This is a genomic window from Paenibacillus naphthalenovorans, assembly GCF_001465255.1.
In the GTDB taxonomy this organism is placed as follows: domain Bacteria; phylum Bacillota; class Bacilli; order Paenibacillales; family NBRC-103111; genus Paenibacillus_G; species Paenibacillus_G naphthalenovorans.
The window spans coordinates 2,214,527-2,231,128 of sequence record NZ_CP013652.1; the positions used below are offsets into that span (position 1 = coordinate 2,214,527).

Below are 16,602 nucleotides of genomic sequence, written 5' to 3' on the forward strand. Positions count from 1 at the left end.
CTTTTCAACATTGCAGAGGTTTTGCGCTCAAGGCCTCAGGTACAGGGCGTTCGAGCACCCGATAATAAAGTTCTTCGTACTGGCGTGTAATCAAGTCGTTACAGAAGGTATATCTCGCACGATACAAACAAGCCTCTCTCATGCGCTGATACATTTCGTTGTTCGTCAACAGCATACGTGCATAAGAAGCCATCTGCTCCACATCGCCAATGTCCGCCAAATATCCGGTTTCCTCGTGTGTGATGAGCTCGGGGATGCCGCCGGCATTCGATGCGATGGTCGGCACTCCACAGGCCATGGCCTCCAGCGCCACCAGGCCGAAGCTTTCCTTTTCCGAGGGAAGCAGCATAAGATCGGCAAGCGACAGAAGCTGCGCCACATCATCCTGTTTGCCGCAAAATGTGACGCGCTCCTGGAGACCGAACTCCTTCACCTTGCACAGTACTTTGGAAAGCTCAGGCCCTTCGCCGACAAACAGCAATCTGGCCGGTATGTCCCGGTGAACCCGTTCGAATATGTCCACCACATCCATCACCCGTTTTACCGGTCGGAAGTTGGAGATATGGATCAATATTTTTTCATCCGGGTGGGCGAATTCCTTGCGAAGCGCCGTAACCTCCCGCGGATAATACACCCGTTTGTCTACGAAGTTGTAGGCCAGATCAATCGGCTTCTCAATCCCGAGCAGCTGGCGCGTTTCCCGGATTAAATCCTGGGAAACCGCCGTCACCGCATCGCTTTGGTTGATCGCATACCGGATCAAATCACTGAGAGACTCGTCCTCGGCGAGCACGGTAATATCGGTCCCATGCAGCGTCGTGACCACCTTGAGGTGAGAACCCACCATCTGCTTTGCGAGCAGCGCACAGACGGCATGAGGGATCGCATAATGCACATGGAGCAAATCCAGTTCCTCCTGCTTTGCCACCTGCGCCAATTTGCTCGCGAGCGAAAGATCGTAAGGCGGATATTTGAATACATAATAGTCGTTGACTTCCACTTCATGATAAAAAATATTTTTATGGAATTTTCCCAGCCTGAACGGCATGCTGTGGGTTATAAAATGAACCTGGTGCCCTTTCTCCGCAAGCAGCTTTCCGAGTTCTGTGGCTACGACTCCTGAACCGCCCAACGTAGGATAGCACGTAATTCCGATTTTCAACCGTTCCATCCTGCGCGCCTCCCTCGATCACAATCGATATACGTCTTAAAACAAATTCGTCAAGTAAGGCAGTTTGCTGATGAAGCCTTCGGCATAAGGCACCGAACGCTGCTGGCCAAGCAGCTGATCCCTGGCCTCTACCCGCTCCAGGTAGCCCTGATTTAGCGGGGTATGGACGTAATCATTCCCGGCGCCTGCCGCCTCGAATTGCGAGCGGTAGGCTTTCAGTGAAGAGCGCTTCTTCTCATAGACAGCGGTTACGTCTACCATGACATCCGGCGGAATGACATCGTTAATAAAATAAAAGTAGCTCTCCTGAACCGTATGCGCCGGAACATGCGGTATATACCTCCTAAGCTTCGCATTGAACAAAGCTTCCTGCACCAGCTTGCTGCACGCGATGTGATCGGGATGCCGATCCTCCCAATAAGGAGCGAATACGACGCGAGGCTTCCATTTGCGAATTTCCAGCACAATGCGCTCCACATATTCCGGCAGCAGATAAAGACCGCGGTCCGGGAGCTCCAGATTGCTCCTCATCGCAAGCCCAAGCCGCTCCGCCGCTTCCGCCGCTTCTTTACGTCGGGTTTCCACGTTTCCGTTGGAAGACATTTCAGCTGAAGTTAAATCACAAACACCGACACGGAGCCCTTGCTCCGTATGCTTAGCGATGGTGCCGCCCATTCCGATTTCAGCATCGTCCGGATGAGCGCCGAATATGAGCAAGTCCAACGATTCTTTCATCCGTCTACACCCGGCTTATATTTATGTACGAGCTCTCTCCAGGCAAAATCTCCCCGATCCAGTGCCTTGACCAGTATTTCAGCAGTTGCAATATTCGTCGCACACGGGATTCCCTGCACGTCGCAAAGCCGGAGCAGCGCGATAATATCCGGCTCATGAGGCTGAGCCATCAACGGATCGCGCAGAAAAATAATCAGATCCATCTCATTGGTGGCTACCATGGCTCCGATCTGTTGGTCGCCTCCAAGCGGCCCCGACATAAAACGGTGCACGTTCAGCTTGGTTTTCTCCATAATGCGTGTTCCCGTCGTTCCCGTGGCATAAAGACGATGTTGCTCAAAGACAGATTCATAAGCCGTTACAAAATTAACGATTTCATCCTTCTTGCGATCATGTGCAATCAGTGCAATATTCATAGGCATGTCATCCAGCTCCTCTTCTGCTCTGCCGCTTCCCTACAAACAAGGACACTCGAACGGACCTTGCGGCCTGATCCATGTCCTCCTCATTATTCATTAATCGATAAAATGCTCAAATCCGTACACCATGCCCGCATACTCCATCACTTTTTTGACGGCAACGTTCACCCCGGGCATGTAGCCCGCGCGGTCGTATGAGTCATGGCGGATTTTCAGCGTTTGACCGAAGGCGCCAAAAATGACTTCCTGCTGGGCAAAAATGCCCGGAAGCCGAACGCTGTGAATTCGGAAGCCTTGGTAATAACCGCCGCGCGCGCCTTCAATCGTCTCTTCCTCTTTCGGATTCCCTTGGCGGAGCTCCTCGCGCACTTCGGAGATCAATTCAGCGGTTTTTACCGAGGTACCCGACGGAGCATCCAGCTTCTGATCCCCATGGTACTCGATAATTTCTACATGAGGCATATATTTCGCTGCTTGAGCGGCAAATTTCATCATCAAAATGGCACCGATCGAGAAATTAGGCGCGATGAGCCCGCCAATGCCTTCCGCTTTGCACTGCTTGTCCAGCTCCTCTATATCTTCAGGAGTAAAGCCCGTCGTTCCCATTACAGGGCGAACTTTGTGCTTGATGGCCAGCCTTGTGTTCACAACAGCCGATTGGGGAGTCGTGAAATCGACCAGCACATCCGGCTTTGATTCGACGAGCGCCAGCTCCAAATCATTCGTAACCTGAACGCCGCATGGCTCCAGACCAACAAGTCTTCCTGCATCCATATTTGTCGTAGAGCGTGCAACCGCCGCCACTAATTCCAGTTCGGGATCGCCAAGCACCATCTTTACGACTTCACGTCCCATACGGCCGCTTGCACCGGCCACAGCCACTTTAATTCGAGTCATTTCGTTGTTTCGTTCCTTTCTTCCTGCGATTTGGAGTTCATCCTTTGTTCATATATTGTTTCCATTTTAAATCATAATCTTTAAGCAGTCTTTTGCCTATAGCGTGCTGAGGGTCCAGCTTCAAAAGTTCTTTGACCGCTTTCACCGCCGAACTGTATTCCTCAAGGCGATAATACGCAATACCCAGCAGAAGGAATGCCTCAATGGCCAGGGGATCAAGCTCCACAGCCTGTTGAAGCAGCGCGACGGCCAACCACAAGCGTTCATCCTGCTCCTCGAACAGCCTTTCAGCATGCAATATCAATTTCCTGGCCTGAAGATGCTGCAGGTGAAACGAATAATGCTCATCCTCCGGCTCAAGCCGAACGGCCTGCGCCGCATGACCAATCGCTTTATCGAGCTTATTGCTGCGGGCAAATGTGATGGACAGCTTATAATGATACGCCGCACAATGCGGGTCCAGGGCAATCGCGCGTTCAAACCATGCAATCGCCCTTTCGAAGTCGTGCTGTAATATCGATTCATATGCTTTTTTTATGGCGTTCTCCCCGTCCATAATGACCATCTCCTCTCCAAACCGTCCGAAGCATGTTCCCTCCTGGACGAGGTCTGCAGCATATAAGGTGATGGTACACTATATGACAAAGATGAAGTTAAGTGTCCACTCGAGTCCACCGATCGGCGTCACGCGTGCGAAACTTATGCATGATTTTGTCATGTGCCTCGGCAAGGTCAATCCCCAGGGAGTTGGCAAAGCAAATCGTGATAAACAAAATGTCGCCCAGTTCGAGCTCGATGGAGTTCTCTTCTTCCGTAGCTTTTTTCGGCTTCTCCCCGAATCGGTGATTCACTTCCCGGGCCAGCTCCCCAACCTCTTCCGACATTCGGGCCATCATGGCCAAGGGACTGAAATACCCTTCTTTAAATTGGGATATGTATTCATGCACCTCCTGCTGGAGGTCCTTTAACGATTTATCGGACATGATCCTAACGTTCACCTGCCTTCATTAAATCATTCTCTATCCATAAGAGCGCATTATCATCATGTTAACGCAAAACACGCCGTCATGACAAATTTTTTTTGAAAAAGAAGGGAACCGTTATATTATACCGAATTTCATGTTCATCTGAAACGAATGGAGTTGAATCATGCGGTTTTCTGAAGCTTCCACCCATGCCAAAAACATCATCCCGATTTGGATCGGGACGGCCGTATATGCTTTCGGGCTTCATTATTTTGTCATTCCGAATGAACTGATGGAGGGAGGGCTGACCGGCTTTGCGCTGCTCTTGAACTACATTTTCAGTTTTCCGCCATCCCTGACCACGCTCTGCATGAATGTTCCGCTGTTTTATTTGGGCTGGCGTATATTAGGAAAATCCTCCATGGCATACACCATCATAGGTACACTTTCTTTGTCGTTTTTTCTCTGGATCATGGAACGGCTGATCGGCAGCGGTTGGCTTGTGCCCTTTCGGACGGAGCACGATTACTTTCTGGTCACCGCTTATGCCGGATTTACACTGGGATTGGGCCTGGGCATCGTCTTCCGTTTTGGAGGAACAACCGGGGGGACCGATATTTTGGCCCGGGTCATCCATAAACTGAAAGGTTGGCGTATAGGGCAGATTATCCTGACGATGGACGTTATCGTGATTGGTTCCTCTCTCTTTTTCCTGCCGAAAGAGAAAATCCTGTATACGATTGTTGTTGTTTTCATCGCTTCCAAGATGATCGACATTCTGATTGAAGGAGCATATGCCGCCAGGGCTTTCACCATTATTACCCACCAGTCGGAAGCTGTCGCCGCCGCCATTACGGAATCACTCGATCGGGGAGCCACATTATTACCGGCTGTGGGCGCTTATTCCAAACAGCAGAAGCATATTGTTTACTGTGTAGTGGCCCGCAGTGAAATGAAAAGGCTTAAAGACCTTGTCCGTTCCATCGATCCTCTCGCATTCATTATCATAACGGAGGTACACGATGTCGTTGGAGAAGGCTTCAAGCCTAAATAAGTCCATATTGAACTAACGCGTATCGTCATTGCTGCGGCGAACCGGCACAAGACCGTCGTTCTTTTTGGAGAGCCGCCACCCGGCAAAAGCAAGTGAACTCAAAATGATCAACCCGAACGTCAGCGTCCACAGAATCGGATTCTGCGGCTCCGGATAAGGCAGATAGGCTGTTGTTGCCTGTCTCATAAACAGTTTGTCCAGCATTTGCCGCATGGCAGGGACGGCATTGAGCACGTCATCGAACGGTTCGCCCTGAAGCAGGGACTGTGACCGGACGAACGCGACAAGCGAATCCATTTTCTCCACATCGGAGGGCATCCGTCCAATAACCAGGCTGGGCTGCACAATGCTGTAATTATGCTCTAACCGGGAGGAAGCCGATTGTAAATCCGACTGTCTTTGGCTTTTAGCCGCTTGTTCCACACCGGTAACGTCATCCTGAAGACGGTCGTAATATTGAAGCCATAACGGCTGGGTGGGGTGTGTTAGCGCATCGGCCGCCAGCCGAACCTTTGCCGCGGCGATTTGCCGATCTTCAGGCTGAACCTTGGCCAAACCAAAAATGCGCTGTGCATCGGTAACGGTTTGGGTCAGAGCGGTCATTCCTTCAGCCGAAGTCAATCCCTCATAACGAATTTGAGATATTTGGTCTGTCAGCTGCTGCAATACGATTCGGCTATCCTCTACCTCTCCCTGCAGCAGTTTTTGATACATATCATCGGCAGTACGGTTCAACAGATCGGCCTTCTGAAGCTGCTCCTGGGAAGGCTTTGGCGCCTCCGCCTCATTTTTGTCCTTGTCATTCCCGCTGCAGCCGCCGAGCAAAGCAGCAACGAGCAGCGCCGTTATGATCAGACCGAGCCGCTTCACGTTGTAAGCTCCGAACATTGGTACATCCCCTCCTAAAAACATCGTATGGGAGGATGTCCACATTTAGACCGATTTTGTACCGGTCTCCTTCCGTTCCTTCCGTACCCTCCATCTCCAGAGAAGCAAAGCCACGGCAATGCTGGCCCAGCTTAACAACATCGTAAAAGAGGCGATCGGAGTCAGATCATCCTCCAGCACCTCCGGGAGCCATGGATAAATGCCGACGGCGTAATCCATGATGTCGTTCAGAAGCACCCAGCAGGCTGCGAAAAGAACCGCCATCCATCGGAAACGGTAAAAACGGTAGTACAGCAATGCTTCCATCGCCATCCCCAGATGTGAAAACGTCAGCATCCAATCCTGCCAAACCAGCCGGTCCCCTTGGTACGCTCCTGCCATGATCATGGCTACTGCCCATATCCCGTATTTAAATGAAGTAATAACGGCAAAAGCCTCTACAAAACTTCGTAATCCGCCAGACGGCTTCCGTCCGGTATCTTTATCGTTCGCTCTTCTCAGCAGCAAAATCAGCAGAAACCAAGTGAAAAACAAACTGGCCGTAGGGCTGTCCGGGACAAAGGGAAGATAAAGCGGAGACATGTTTTCTGCGGTGAACTTTAATTGATTGCCATACCATATGTATCCGTAAATCGTACCAAGGAAGTTCACCCAAAACAAGGTCCACAGCATCTGCCGGCTGCCCAGAAACTCGCGTGAGAAAAAGTAAGTCCAGCCCCTGATTGACAACAATGACTCCTCCTCTTCTTTCTAAAAAAACCTGACCGCATTAGCGGTCAGGTTTTATCTTGTTATTGTTTTTTCTGTCTGGAGAGCCAATCCGCAAGCTGTTCGATTTCGGCCGGTGTCAGACCTTTGCCAATGTTGGCATCATATTGTCCAGGCATCTGACCAATACCGTTATGGATAATTCCCAAAATCTCATCCTTGGAGTGAAGGTCTCCCACTCCGCGAAGCGCCGGGATTTTGGCCGAAGGCATTCCCTTCAAGTCCCCGCCATGACAGGAAAGGCAAGTCGACTTCGCATAAATTTGCGCTGCCGGATCATCAGGAGCTACAATTGCAGCGGCTTGCTGTGCGGGCGGCTTCGCTCCGCCCCCGCCTGCGCCGCCTGATGTGCCTTTGTTGGCGTGCATTTCTTCTTCACGTTTGATATGCTCCGGAATAATATTTTTCTCCTTGAGCTCTGCCTGATAGTGGCTCCAGGACACGACCGTCAAATAGGTGCAAGCGATCAAGCTCAAAAACATTAAAGCGGATGCGATCGGCCGCTTGTAAAAGCGTCTTTCCTTGCCCGTATCCAGAAACGGAGCCAACAGCAAAGCACCGAACGCGATACCCGGAACACCAACGGTACCCAGCACCACGAAATTTTCCGAAGTATACGGGTATTTGAGAAGCTGATACATGAACAGGAAGTACCAGTCCGGCATCGGAATGAACTGTGTATTCGTCGGATCAGCAGGATAGCCGAGCGGAGCCGCATGAGACACGGTCAGAGCCAAAATACCAACCAGCACGACAACGCCGACCATCCATTCTTTCAAAAGGAAGTTCGGAACAAATACTTCCGATTTTCCAGGGTAAGCAGAAAAATCTTGCGGAGTCAATTTCGTCGATTTTACTCGAACGCGTGAATCCCCAACGTAAACGATTTTCTCGTCCGATTTATGACCATGAGCCACGGAACGCTCCTCCTTCTCGTTTTCTTGGTAGAAAACCGTAAGCTGCAAATTTTACGGAAATCTTATAGCGGCCCGGAAATACCTTGCTTGCGAATCATGAAGAAGTGTCCTGCAAGCAGAGCCAATAATGCGCCCGGAAGGAAGAACACGTGCAATGCAAAGAATCTCGTTAACGTTTGCGCCCCTACGATTTCCCCGCCTTGCAGGAGGGTTTTTAAATATGGACCGATATACGGTGCGGATTCAACAATTTTAAGCGTAACGCTTGTTGCGAAGTAAGCTTTATTGTCCCAAGGCAGCAAATATCCCGTCAAACCAAGACCCAGCATGACAAAGAATATCAGCATCCCGACAACCCAGTTCATTTCCCGGGGAGCCTTATAGGATCCAGTAAAGAACACGCGAAGCGTATGTAGGAACATCATGACAATAACGAGACTGGCGCCCCAATGGTGCATCCCGCGTACTATCACGCCAAAAGCCACCTTATGCTGCAGATAGTCTACGCTTGCATAAGCGTTGATGATATCCGGCACATAATACATGGTCAGGAACATGCCCGACAGAATTTGTATAACTGTGATAAAGAACGTCAAGCCGCCGAAACAATATACAAAAGCGGAGAAGTGATGAGCCGGGTTAACGTGCTCCGGCACCTCGTGGTCCGCTACGTCTCTCCACATCGGCGTGATATCCAGGCGTTCATCGATCCAGTTATAAACCGCTTTAAACATCTGATGCTACGCCTCCTTATTACACCCGTTTATTAGGTCCGAGCTGACCAACATACACAAAACCGTTCTCGATCTTCACTTCATATTCGTCGAGCGGCAGTGGCGCTACGGCTAATGCTTTTCCGTCAATTGTGTAATGCGCACCGTGACAAGGACAATAATACTGGTTCTGGAATTGCGGACTGCCATTCCAGTTTACCGTACAGCCCAAGTGCTTGCATGTCGGGTTCAGGGCAAAGATTTTGCCGTCCGGACCTTTTGCAATCCATGCTTCGAGTTCAGGACTGCTTTCGTACCAGCCGTCCACTTGATGCACTTGGAACTTGAAGGATTTCGGCTCGTTCGTAACTTTGGACTCTTCCACAACCTTTACCCATTCAGCTTGCGACTTAGGCTGAAGAACCGGATCCACTGCAAAGCGAACCATCGGAACCAGCATCCCTGCGCCCATGAATGCTCCTGCTCCACCGAGGGTGTAAGAAAGAAACTGGCGTCTGGACATTTCACGACGTTTGACTGGTTTATCGCCGTGATGCTGCGTCTCTTGATTCGTGTGATCGTTCATTCTCGTTCTACCCCCTTTTTGCAACATATATCAGTCGTTCGACATAACTTTACACCATACACTAGGACATTACTAATAATAGCCTACACCTCAATGGGCGTCAAGAATGGAGTCTGCTTATTCCTAGGTGTAATCTGAAGTGTCGAAGCTACATGTAACGAAATTGTCACAACTGGCGATGTTGGGTAATGTGCCAGGCTGTTACATAGAATTCTCAACATTTCCATGAATCATACATGCGTCATTAGGTCAGACTTCCATTCCACAGGTTTGCCATCAATTCCGCCGCTTGGCGCTTCAATTCGCTGCCGGAAACTCTGAGTTCCTCCGGCGTAAAACGCAGAACCAAATCGGCATGTTTCGTTTCAAGGAACCCTTCCCCAAACTCGGGTTCAGACTTGGCCGTTACGATAACAACGAACCGAAAGCCGGTTTTCTTGAGGCCTTCACAGACCTGGTCCAGCAGCAAGCTGCCAGACTCCTGCCTTGTGGCGCTTGCAAAATGCATGGCGGGATACGTTACGATACGGCCTTTGAACGGAATCTCAATCAAGTCGAGCGCATCGCGTAAATATTCCAGTTCCCTGGTGGCCTCCCAAGGCGTCTCCCCTCCGTTTAATCCCGTAACCGGCAGTACCGCCGTATCCAGATACGGACGGAGCTCGTCCCATGTCTGCTCCTCAATGTCGCTAAATTTCAATGATTTCACCTTCTTTCCCTGTATCACTTTAGCACAGAAAAAAAGACATATGAACTATCTTCATATGTCTTTCAAAGAAATGTCATCATTGGCGCTAGCTCTATTTATTCCGGATTCATTCACCCAAGTCTCTCAGTGTATTCAGTTCGGTCGTTAGGGCAATAAAGGATTGTTCGTCACCATTAGCCAATGCCTGATCTATTTCTTCGTATAATATTTCCTCTTTGTATTTACGCAGCGCTTCGTCAAGCAACATTTCTGCAAACAAACTCAGCATCATGTCGTTTGTCACGTTCATTTTGCCCATAAGAACCTACCTCCAAACCGGGTCATAATCATCCATTTACACCACTTACTGCTTAAGGCTGCCCCTCAGATACTCAGAACCTCTGACGCAATAGCTCTCCATCGTCCGCTTCATCCGCTCCAGATCCTTCTCTTGCAGCTCCCGAACCACTTTTGACGGCGATCCGAGAGAAAGCGTGTACGAGGGGATTATTTTGTTCTCGGTCACAAGCGTTCCTGCCCCTATTAAAGCATATTCACCGACGGAAGCGCCGTTAAGTACAATCGCCCCCATCCCGATTAATGTGCCTTTGCCTACATGGCATCCGTGAATGATGGCACCGTGTCCTACGGACACTTCATCTTCGATGATCAAGGGCTGATTGGTATTCACATGGCCGATGCAGCCGTCTTGAATGTTGCTTCGCTTTCCGATCCGAATGGGGGCCAAATCTCCCCGAAGCACGGTGTTGTACCAGATGCTCGCCCCTTCTTCGATAATAACATCACCGATAATTTGTACACCGGGCGCCAGAAACACCGTTGGATGAATCTGGGGCAGAATACCGTTATAACTGTGCAGCATGAACCGTTACACTCCTTGGATAGGGTGCTGTGAAGGCCGGATGCTCCGCCGCGATACAGCAGCCTCGATTTTTGGAGTGATTGTAGCAAGACCTTCAAAGATTGTCAATTGTCAAACATCAATGGTAATCTTTTCTTCGTCGGGCACATACGTTCCTTCAATAATGTGACTGCCCAGCTTAGTGACCTGAACGACGCGTCCCCACCTTTCGTCCTCGCCTATCCTCAAAAGTCCAAGATGCATCATCATCTGGATAATCCGCTGGTCCAGGATCGAATCGGCCGTATCGTAGTAGTAAGGCCGAATCAATGGAGTCAACACCTCTCTTAGCGAATGATAGGTAACCCATGATTTGCCTAAACGGCTTAACCAATGGACCAACGATTGAAGGTTGGGAATAGGGCCTTTATACAGCCTTAACCAGAAACGGTAAACTTGGAACGGGTCGTCTTTTTGGCCTTCGTCCACCTTCGCTTCGCCTTTGCTTGTGAGTGCCAGCACCTGGTTGTGTTCCGTAATCAAATCGTTGTAGTAGCAGTAATCGTAAATAAAAGAAAACCGATTGGGATACTCACGGAACATTCTGCCGTAGCCGAATCTCCATGCGGTTTTGCCCACAGGGTCTTCCCTGACCGCCAAGCGTTCCAGAATCTGCTGGAGATTGCGTTTGTACATGACATTCTCAGCAGTAAGAATGACTTCCTGACTCCGGAGAAAATGAAGAAAGCTCCAGATGTCCTCCGCCAGAAATCTTTGCTCGTCCCGGTAGACGGGCGGCTCTTCGGTCGTTTGAAGCTTTTGCTGAAATTGCCTGGCCAGTACGAGAATGAATCTGCTTTTTAAATCGGCGGGCAATTGAAACAAGTATCGCGTTTGATGGGAATATCCGCTGAACAACCATCCCCTTTGCTTGAAGCGTGAAATCATTTCGCGCGGATTCCAAGCCGTGTTCTCGTCATCCTTCGTAAATCGGCTTTGCTGCACCCGGGCAATCAGCTCCTCCAAGCTGAATGACCCGCGCTGGTCAAACAAGAGCGAGTTGAGAAAACGGATGTCTTCGATCGATAAGGCTTCAACCTGAGTATCGAAAACCTCCCGCCGTCCTACCGCACACAAGATCGACTGGATGAGCTCATTTTTCGAATGGCCGTTGCACTCGCAATGATACGTAACGGCGATGCGGCTCAGCTCATGGATATCCGCATAGCTTAACATGTCGGCTAGATTCATGCGTCTGTCCCTCCAGAACTTCTTAATACCCATTATAGGAAAATGTTCCGGTTTTAAACGCGATATGAAAAAAATTGCAAAAAAAAGCGGATTCCCATGCAGCATCTTGCTTTGCATAAGAACCCGTTGGTTTCAAATACTTTGACCTTGCTCCTGCTCCAGCTTCACCAAGTGAGAGGTACAGTTTAAGAGCCGGCAATGCCAGCTTTCTTCTACACGTTCGATGACGGTCAGAGACGTATTTTTTAAATGCTCCTCTATGGGCTGACCCAAGAAAGAAGCAAGAACAGGTGCGATATATCCCCCGTGGCTGACGATCAGAATCCGTTTCCCCCGATGATCCCGCTCCATATCCAAAAGAAATGACCGCCAACGCGCCAGAAGCGCTTCATCACTTTCAAGGCCCAAATCCAGCTCGCGCCAATTCTCCCCCCATCTTAAAAGGCGATCCTCCGTCGTCGTCCCTTCCAGTTGGCCGAAAGCTCTCTCGCGCAATCTCGAATCTACCCCTATAAAAGGCGATCCTGTAATGTCCGCTATCAGCTGCGCCGTCTCCCGTGCCCTGATCAAATCGCTCGAGATAATCGCGTCCCAGTCTTCTCCCTGCAGCCTTTCGGCCAACAAGCGCGCCTGTATCCGACCGACCTCGGCCAAAGGCGTATCCATTTGACCCTGCATACGACCCGCCAAATTCCACTCTGTCGTTCCATGCCTTACGAATCCAAGTACAGTCATCCTGTCTTCAACATCCCTTCTAAAAGCTCAGTCAAAAAAAGAAACGGCCCTCGGGGGACGGTAGTGCCAGTCCGAAGTCCGCTAGATTTTGGTGCGTGTCAACCAGTTCATAATCAGTAAAGTACAGGTCAAACCGAACAACGAGACGAACAACATATAATCATTCACCGTCTGAATCGGTCCGACACGATACATGAACGGCTCGTTAAATCCTTTCAGACTGGCTACCGCCGTTGGCATGGCGTGGACATTCAACGATTCCCCCCCGCCGCTAGCCGCCACCACAACCGGGTCCCCCAACCGGCCGAATACGCTGGACTCTTGAGCAAGAGGAGGAGCAGCATCTATGCTCATCTCATGAGATAGAGAAAAGACAAAAGTGAAGACGAACAGCGCAATACAAAAGGAGATGACCGCCGTAAGGTTGCGGCGGAATTTGTATGAGAATGGATGCAGCCGGTCGTGGGCCGGAATTCGCCAAGACTCATCCTCGTATATCCGCTTCATCACACTGGAGGAAACCGACTTTTCCAATGACACGACAGGCTCATCATTGGCGGTAGAACGAATCAGTTGCGTGCTTTCCTGCCAGATCTCGAACTCTTCCTCACAAGCCTTGCAATGCTTGATATGTTCATCCACCGCCTGCCTTATTAAATCGTGCTCCGGCAAATCCCAATAGACGCCGAACCATTCATGTATGTCTTCGCATTTCATCTTCGATTCATCCCCTCATACTCCTCAAATATCGGTTCAAGAAAGTATGGTTCCAACTGAAGCTTTACGCTAGCCCTTGCCCTGAATAACAAAGATTTGACCGAGCTTACCGTCTGCCCGAGAATATTGGCAATCTCCTGGTAGTCAAGCTGGTCGTATTCACGCAATATTAGTGCGGATCGCTGCTTCTCAGGCAGATTATTTATGGCATCCCTTACCATAGAAACTCTCTCGTTCCGCAGAACGGTTTGTTCCGGGAGCGTGTCCAAAGAAGTTTGAGGCGTATATCCGCTTTGCTCCAAGGAAACCTTTATATTTTTATGTTTGCGCAGCTCGCTTAACACCGTATTGCGCGCGATGGTATACAGCCAAGTGGAGAAGGTCGCCTCGACCTCACGAAACGAATGAAGGCTTTTATAAGCCTTATAGAACGTTTCGTTGCAAAGGTCTTCCGCCAGAGATTCCATCTGCGAGCTTTTCAGCATGTGAAAGATGAATGCCAAAATCTTACGTTCGTAGCGGCGCATTAATTCATCATATAGCTGGACGTTGCCGTCCTTGATTTCTCTGATCAACTGGGAATCGGTCATGCAATTCGACCCTCCTTGTGATTCCTGCTTACTCCCAGCGATACTACTTGTTTGTACTGTAGGGGGAGTATAAAAGTTGCGGTAGTTTCGAAAAAAAAAATGAGAATGATACTTTGTTGCTCTTAGATGCTATACTATTCGTGGTATAAGGCCAAAATTCCTTCTTTATCGACAACTTCATAGGGTCTCCCCGATAAAGATGTACAATATATACTACGATTAGTTTATCAAAATAAGATATGCTGGAGAAGCTTACAACATGAACATGTCCGCCAACTCGTGAAAATTACAAAAAAAAGACCGCCTGAATCATCAGGCGGTTGCACATTGTGCCATTATTCGGATAGGAGTGGAGAGAAACCATACTGTACTTTTATTATATGTATCCGTTTACAAAAAGTCAACGTTTTTTTGAAAACGTTTCCTGCCAGTTTTAAAAAAAAGATTACACGTGAACCGTGTAATCTTTTTTCAGCAGCTCCAGCGCTTTATCCATATCGTATTCCTCCCGGAACGATAATCTCAAAACGCCTGGAACGTCTTCCCTGCTTTCGATAATCTGAATGTTGCTCAAGTTCACACGATGGCTGCCGAGCAGCATGGTAATTTGACCGATGACGCCCGGGTGATCCGGAACATCGACATAAATATCGTAAAAGGAGTGGATGACTCCCTTGCGGCGTTCCGGCAAACCTCCGCGGAATTGGTTTGCCTTATGAAACTCCTGCTCGATCCCTTCGCCGTTGCCGGTCTCCAGCAGCTTGATGAATCTTCCGACTTCTTCATTCCAATCCTTGAGCAAATTCAGCATCACGGTTTTGTTGCTGATCAGAATATCCCGCCATATGATCGGATCACTGGAAGCAATCCGGGTAATGTCGCGGAAACCGCCCGCGGCCAAATTCTGATAAAGCTCGTTCGATTCATTGTAGCGCGCCACCTGATTCACGAGAGCAACGGCAATAATATGCGGCAGATGACTGATAGCGCCTACGATTTCATCGTGAAGCCTGGCATCCACCTTCACAATGTGCGCCCGGGTCCATTGGAGCAGGTCGGTCAAGCGGGTGTATGCCTCTTCGGGGGTATCCTTGTCCGGTGTCAAAACGTAGAACGCATTCTCGAACAACCGAGAGGTTGCCGCTTCGACCCCGGACTTTTCCTTGCCGGCCATAGGGTGGCCTCCGATAAAGGATACGCCTTGCAGGTTCAGCCTTGACGCATATTCCGCCACAGACGCTTTCGTGCTGCCCACATCGGTGATGACACAGCCCGGCTTTAGAGGAAGCTTGGACAGCCTGGTCAAGTACTCTTCCAAATTCCCTACAGGAACGCACAGAAAAATAAAATCCGCGCCTTCTGCGGCTTCCTCGAAGGAAGTGGTAGCATAATCGACCACTTCACGTTTCAAATACTTTTCTACGGAACTCGGATTGCCGGAATGACCGACGACCGTCAACCCCGGTTTTCCTTTGAAGCACAGGGCGAGCGATCCACCGATCAGCCCTACGCCGTATATTGCAATTTTGGTCATGAAACCGCCACTTCGCTCAATACTTGCTCCAGCGCCTCAAGGAATTTACGGTTTTGCTCCTCGCTGCCTACCGTTACGCGGATCTTGGTCGGATAGCCCCAGCCCGGGTCATGACGAACAATGATGCCTCTCTGAAGCAAGCCCTGAAATACCGCTTGACCCGGACGCTTCACATCGATCATGATAAAATTCCCATGAGCCTCAAAATACGGCAGGCCCAGCTTATCCAATTCCGCTGTCACTTGCCGGATACCGGCGGCGTTTGCCTCACGGCACGTGCGGATAAACTCGTGATCCTGCAATGCGGCAAGCCCCGCCTTCTGTGCAAAGCTCGTGGTATTGAAAGGCTCACGCACCTGGTTAATCGAACGAACCACATCCGGATGTCCAATGCCAAAGCCGATGCGCAGGGAGGCCAATCCGTATATTTTGGAGAACGTGCGCAGCACCACAATATTTTTGTATTTATTCAGCAGCGAAATGCTGTCCGGATACTCTTCGTTGACGGTGTACTCGGCATAGGCTTCGTCGAGAACGACCATGACATGATTTGGAACGGATTCAATGAAGGATACGATTTCCCGTTCGCTTAACATGGTGCCCGTCGGATTGTTCGGGTTGCAGATCCAAACGATCTTGGTACGTTCGTTTACTTTGGCGAGCATGGCCTTCAGATCGTGCTTTCCGTTTTCATCCACGGGAACTTCGATAAAGGTAGCCCCTTCGATTTCCGCGTTATGCTTGTACTGGGGGAACGTCGGAAACGCGGATATCGTTTCATCATTCGGCGTTAAAAAAGCGCGCGCGATCATCAGAATCACCTCGTCCGAGCCGGCGCCGAATATGATTTGATTCGGCTTTACGCCGTAGTGCTCAGCTACTGCATGCGTCAGGTCTACGGCTCCGCCGTCCGGATAAATGCTGACTTGATCGAGCAATGAAACAATGGCTTCTTTCGCTTTCGGAGAGCATCCGAACGGGTTCTCGTTGGAGGCCAGCTTGATGACATCAGTAAGCCCCAGCTCCCGCTTGACTTCGCTGATCGGTTTTCCCGGTTGATACACCGGAAGATGTAAAATATTTTGTTTAGGCTGCACTTCGGTAGTCACCTC

21 protein-coding genes are annotated in these 16,602 nt (G+C 49.8%); 1 reads left to right on the forward strand and 20 read right to left on the reverse strand.

The genetic code is table 11. The annotated features are described in order from the left end of the window. Nucleotides 1-4: 4 nt before the first annotated feature. The 6 genes from bshA to IJ22_RS11000 all read right to left on the reverse strand — a co-directional run bounded on the left by bshA (nt 5) and on the right by IJ22_RS11000 (nt 4,205). Nucleotides 5-1,171 carry an N-acetyl-alpha-D-glucosaminyl L-malate synthase BshA gene (gene bshA / locus IJ22_RS10975; protein ID WP_062408839.1) on the reverse strand — a complete coding sequence of 389 codons (1,167 nt, stop codon included), beginning with the start codon at nt 1,169-1,171 and terminating at the stop codon, nt 5-7. 36 nt (nt 1,172-1,207) lie between these two features. After that, nucleotides 1,208-1,906, reverse strand: coding sequence for a bacillithiol biosynthesis deacetylase BshB1 (bshB1, locus tag IJ22_RS10980; protein ID WP_054818303.1), 699 nt, complete (start codon nt 1,904-1,906; stop codon nt 1,208-1,210). Further along, nucleotides 1,903-2,322 carry a methylglyoxal synthase gene (locus tag IJ22_RS10985; RefSeq protein WP_171005824.1) on the reverse strand — a complete coding sequence of 140 codons (420 nt, stop codon included), beginning with the start codon at nt 2,320-2,322 and terminating at the stop codon, nt 1,903-1,905. Before IJ22_RS10985 ends, bshB1 begins: the two co-directional genes overlap by 4 nt. A gap of 99 nt (nt 2,323-2,421) precedes the next feature. Further along, nucleotides 2,422-3,222: a 4-hydroxy-tetrahydrodipicolinate reductase gene (gene dapB / locus IJ22_RS10990; protein ID WP_054818302.1), complete on the reverse strand. Its 801-nt coding sequence runs from the start codon at nt 3,220-3,222 to the stop codon at nt 2,422-2,424. Between the two features lie 37 nt (nt 3,223-3,259). After that, entirely contained in the window at nt 3,260-3,778 is a 519-nt protein-coding gene (locus IJ22_RS10995; protein WP_062408841.1) for a tetratricopeptide repeat protein, read from the reverse strand. Between the two features lie 97 nt (nt 3,779-3,875). Then, nucleotides 3,876-4,205 carry a nucleotide pyrophosphohydrolase gene (locus tag IJ22_RS11000; RefSeq protein WP_054818300.1) on the reverse strand — a complete coding sequence of 110 codons (330 nt, stop codon included), beginning with the start codon at nt 4,203-4,205 and terminating at the stop codon, nt 3,876-3,878. A gap of 166 nt (nt 4,206-4,371) precedes the next feature. Here IJ22_RS11000 and IJ22_RS11005 point away from each other — a divergent pair, with 166 nt between their 5' ends. Beyond that, the gene (locus IJ22_RS11005) at nt 4,372-5,241 is read left to right on the forward strand and encodes a YitT family protein (RefSeq protein WP_062408842.1); all 870 of its coding nucleotides are present in this window, start codon (nt 4,372-4,374) and stop codon (nt 5,239-5,241) included. Nucleotides 5,242-5,253: 12 nt separating this feature from the next. On the opposite strand, the gene IJ22_RS11010 is transcribed toward IJ22_RS11005, so the two are convergent. The 14 genes from IJ22_RS11010 to hisC form a co-directional block, all read right to left on the reverse strand. Beyond that, the gene (locus IJ22_RS11010; protein WP_074726817.1) at nt 5,254-6,129 is read right to left on the reverse strand and encodes a sporulation protein YpjB; all 876 of its coding nucleotides are present in this window, start codon (nt 6,127-6,129) and stop codon (nt 5,254-5,256) included. 45 nt (nt 6,130-6,174) lie between these two features. Next, complete coding sequence (locus IJ22_RS11015) at nt 6,175-6,858, reverse strand: DUF1405 domain-containing protein (protein ID WP_062408843.1); 684 nt, start codon at nt 6,856-6,858, stop codon at nt 6,175-6,177. 62 nt (nt 6,859-6,920) lie between these two features. Next, complete coding sequence (locus IJ22_RS11020) at nt 6,921-7,814, reverse strand: c-type cytochrome (protein WP_062408844.1); 894 nt, start codon at nt 7,812-7,814, stop codon at nt 6,921-6,923. 62 nt (nt 7,815-7,876) lie between these two features. Next, on the reverse strand, nt 7,877-8,548 hold the full coding sequence (gene qcrB, locus IJ22_RS11025; RefSeq protein WP_054818297.1) for a menaquinol-cytochrome c reductase cytochrome b subunit: 672 nt from the start codon (nt 8,546-8,548) through the stop codon (nt 7,877-7,879). 19 nt (nt 8,549-8,567) lie between these two features. After that, nucleotides 8,568-9,113, reverse strand: coding sequence for a Rieske (2Fe-2S) protein (locus tag IJ22_RS11030; RefSeq protein WP_054818296.1), 546 nt, complete (start codon nt 9,111-9,113; stop codon nt 8,568-8,570). Between the two features lie 244 nt (nt 9,114-9,357). Beyond that, nucleotides 9,358-9,822: a DUF2487 family protein gene (locus IJ22_RS11035; protein WP_373864958.1), complete on the reverse strand. Its 465-nt coding sequence runs from the start codon at nt 9,820-9,822 to the stop codon at nt 9,358-9,360. Nucleotides 9,823-9,928: 106 nt separating this feature from the next. Then, complete coding sequence (locus tag IJ22_RS11040; RefSeq protein ID WP_054818294.1) at nt 9,929-10,120, reverse strand: IDEAL domain-containing protein; 192 nt, start codon at nt 10,118-10,120, stop codon at nt 9,929-9,931. 45 nt (nt 10,121-10,165) lie between these two features. Continuing rightward, nucleotides 10,166-10,684, reverse strand: a complete 519-nt coding sequence (locus IJ22_RS11045; protein ID WP_054818293.1) for a gamma carbonic anhydrase family protein — start codon at nt 10,682-10,684, stop codon at nt 10,166-10,168. A gap of 111 nt (nt 10,685-10,795) precedes the next feature. Beyond that, nucleotides 10,796-11,914 (reverse strand): hypothetical protein, encoded by a 1,119-nt coding sequence (locus IJ22_RS11050; RefSeq protein WP_062408845.1) that lies wholly within the window; start codon nt 11,912-11,914, stop codon nt 10,796-10,798. Between the two features lie 132 nt (nt 11,915-12,046). Next, nucleotides 12,047-12,649 (reverse strand): histidine phosphatase family protein, encoded by a 603-nt coding sequence (locus IJ22_RS11055; protein ID WP_062408846.1) that lies wholly within the window; start codon nt 12,647-12,649, stop codon nt 12,047-12,049. Nucleotides 12,650-12,730: 81 nt separating this feature from the next. Then, nucleotides 12,731-13,366, reverse strand: a complete 636-nt coding sequence (locus IJ22_RS11060; RefSeq protein ID WP_062408847.1) for a zf-HC2 domain-containing protein — start codon at nt 13,364-13,366, stop codon at nt 12,731-12,733. Further along, nucleotides 13,363-13,956, reverse strand: coding sequence for an RNA polymerase sigma factor (locus IJ22_RS11065; protein WP_062408848.1), 594 nt, complete (start codon nt 13,954-13,956; stop codon nt 13,363-13,365). Before IJ22_RS11065 ends, IJ22_RS11060 begins: the two co-directional genes overlap by 4 nt. A gap of 445 nt (nt 13,957-14,401) precedes the next feature. Beyond that, nucleotides 14,402-15,490, reverse strand: coding sequence for a prephenate dehydrogenase (locus IJ22_RS11070; RefSeq protein WP_062408849.1), 1,089 nt, complete (start codon nt 15,488-15,490; stop codon nt 14,402-14,404). Then, nucleotides 15,487-16,587 (reverse strand): histidinol-phosphate transaminase, encoded by a 1,101-nt coding sequence (hisC, locus tag IJ22_RS11075; protein WP_054818291.1) that lies wholly within the window; start codon nt 16,585-16,587, stop codon nt 15,487-15,489. Before hisC ends, IJ22_RS11070 begins: the two co-directional genes overlap by 4 nt. Between the last annotated feature and the right edge of the window lie 15 nt (nt 16,588-16,602).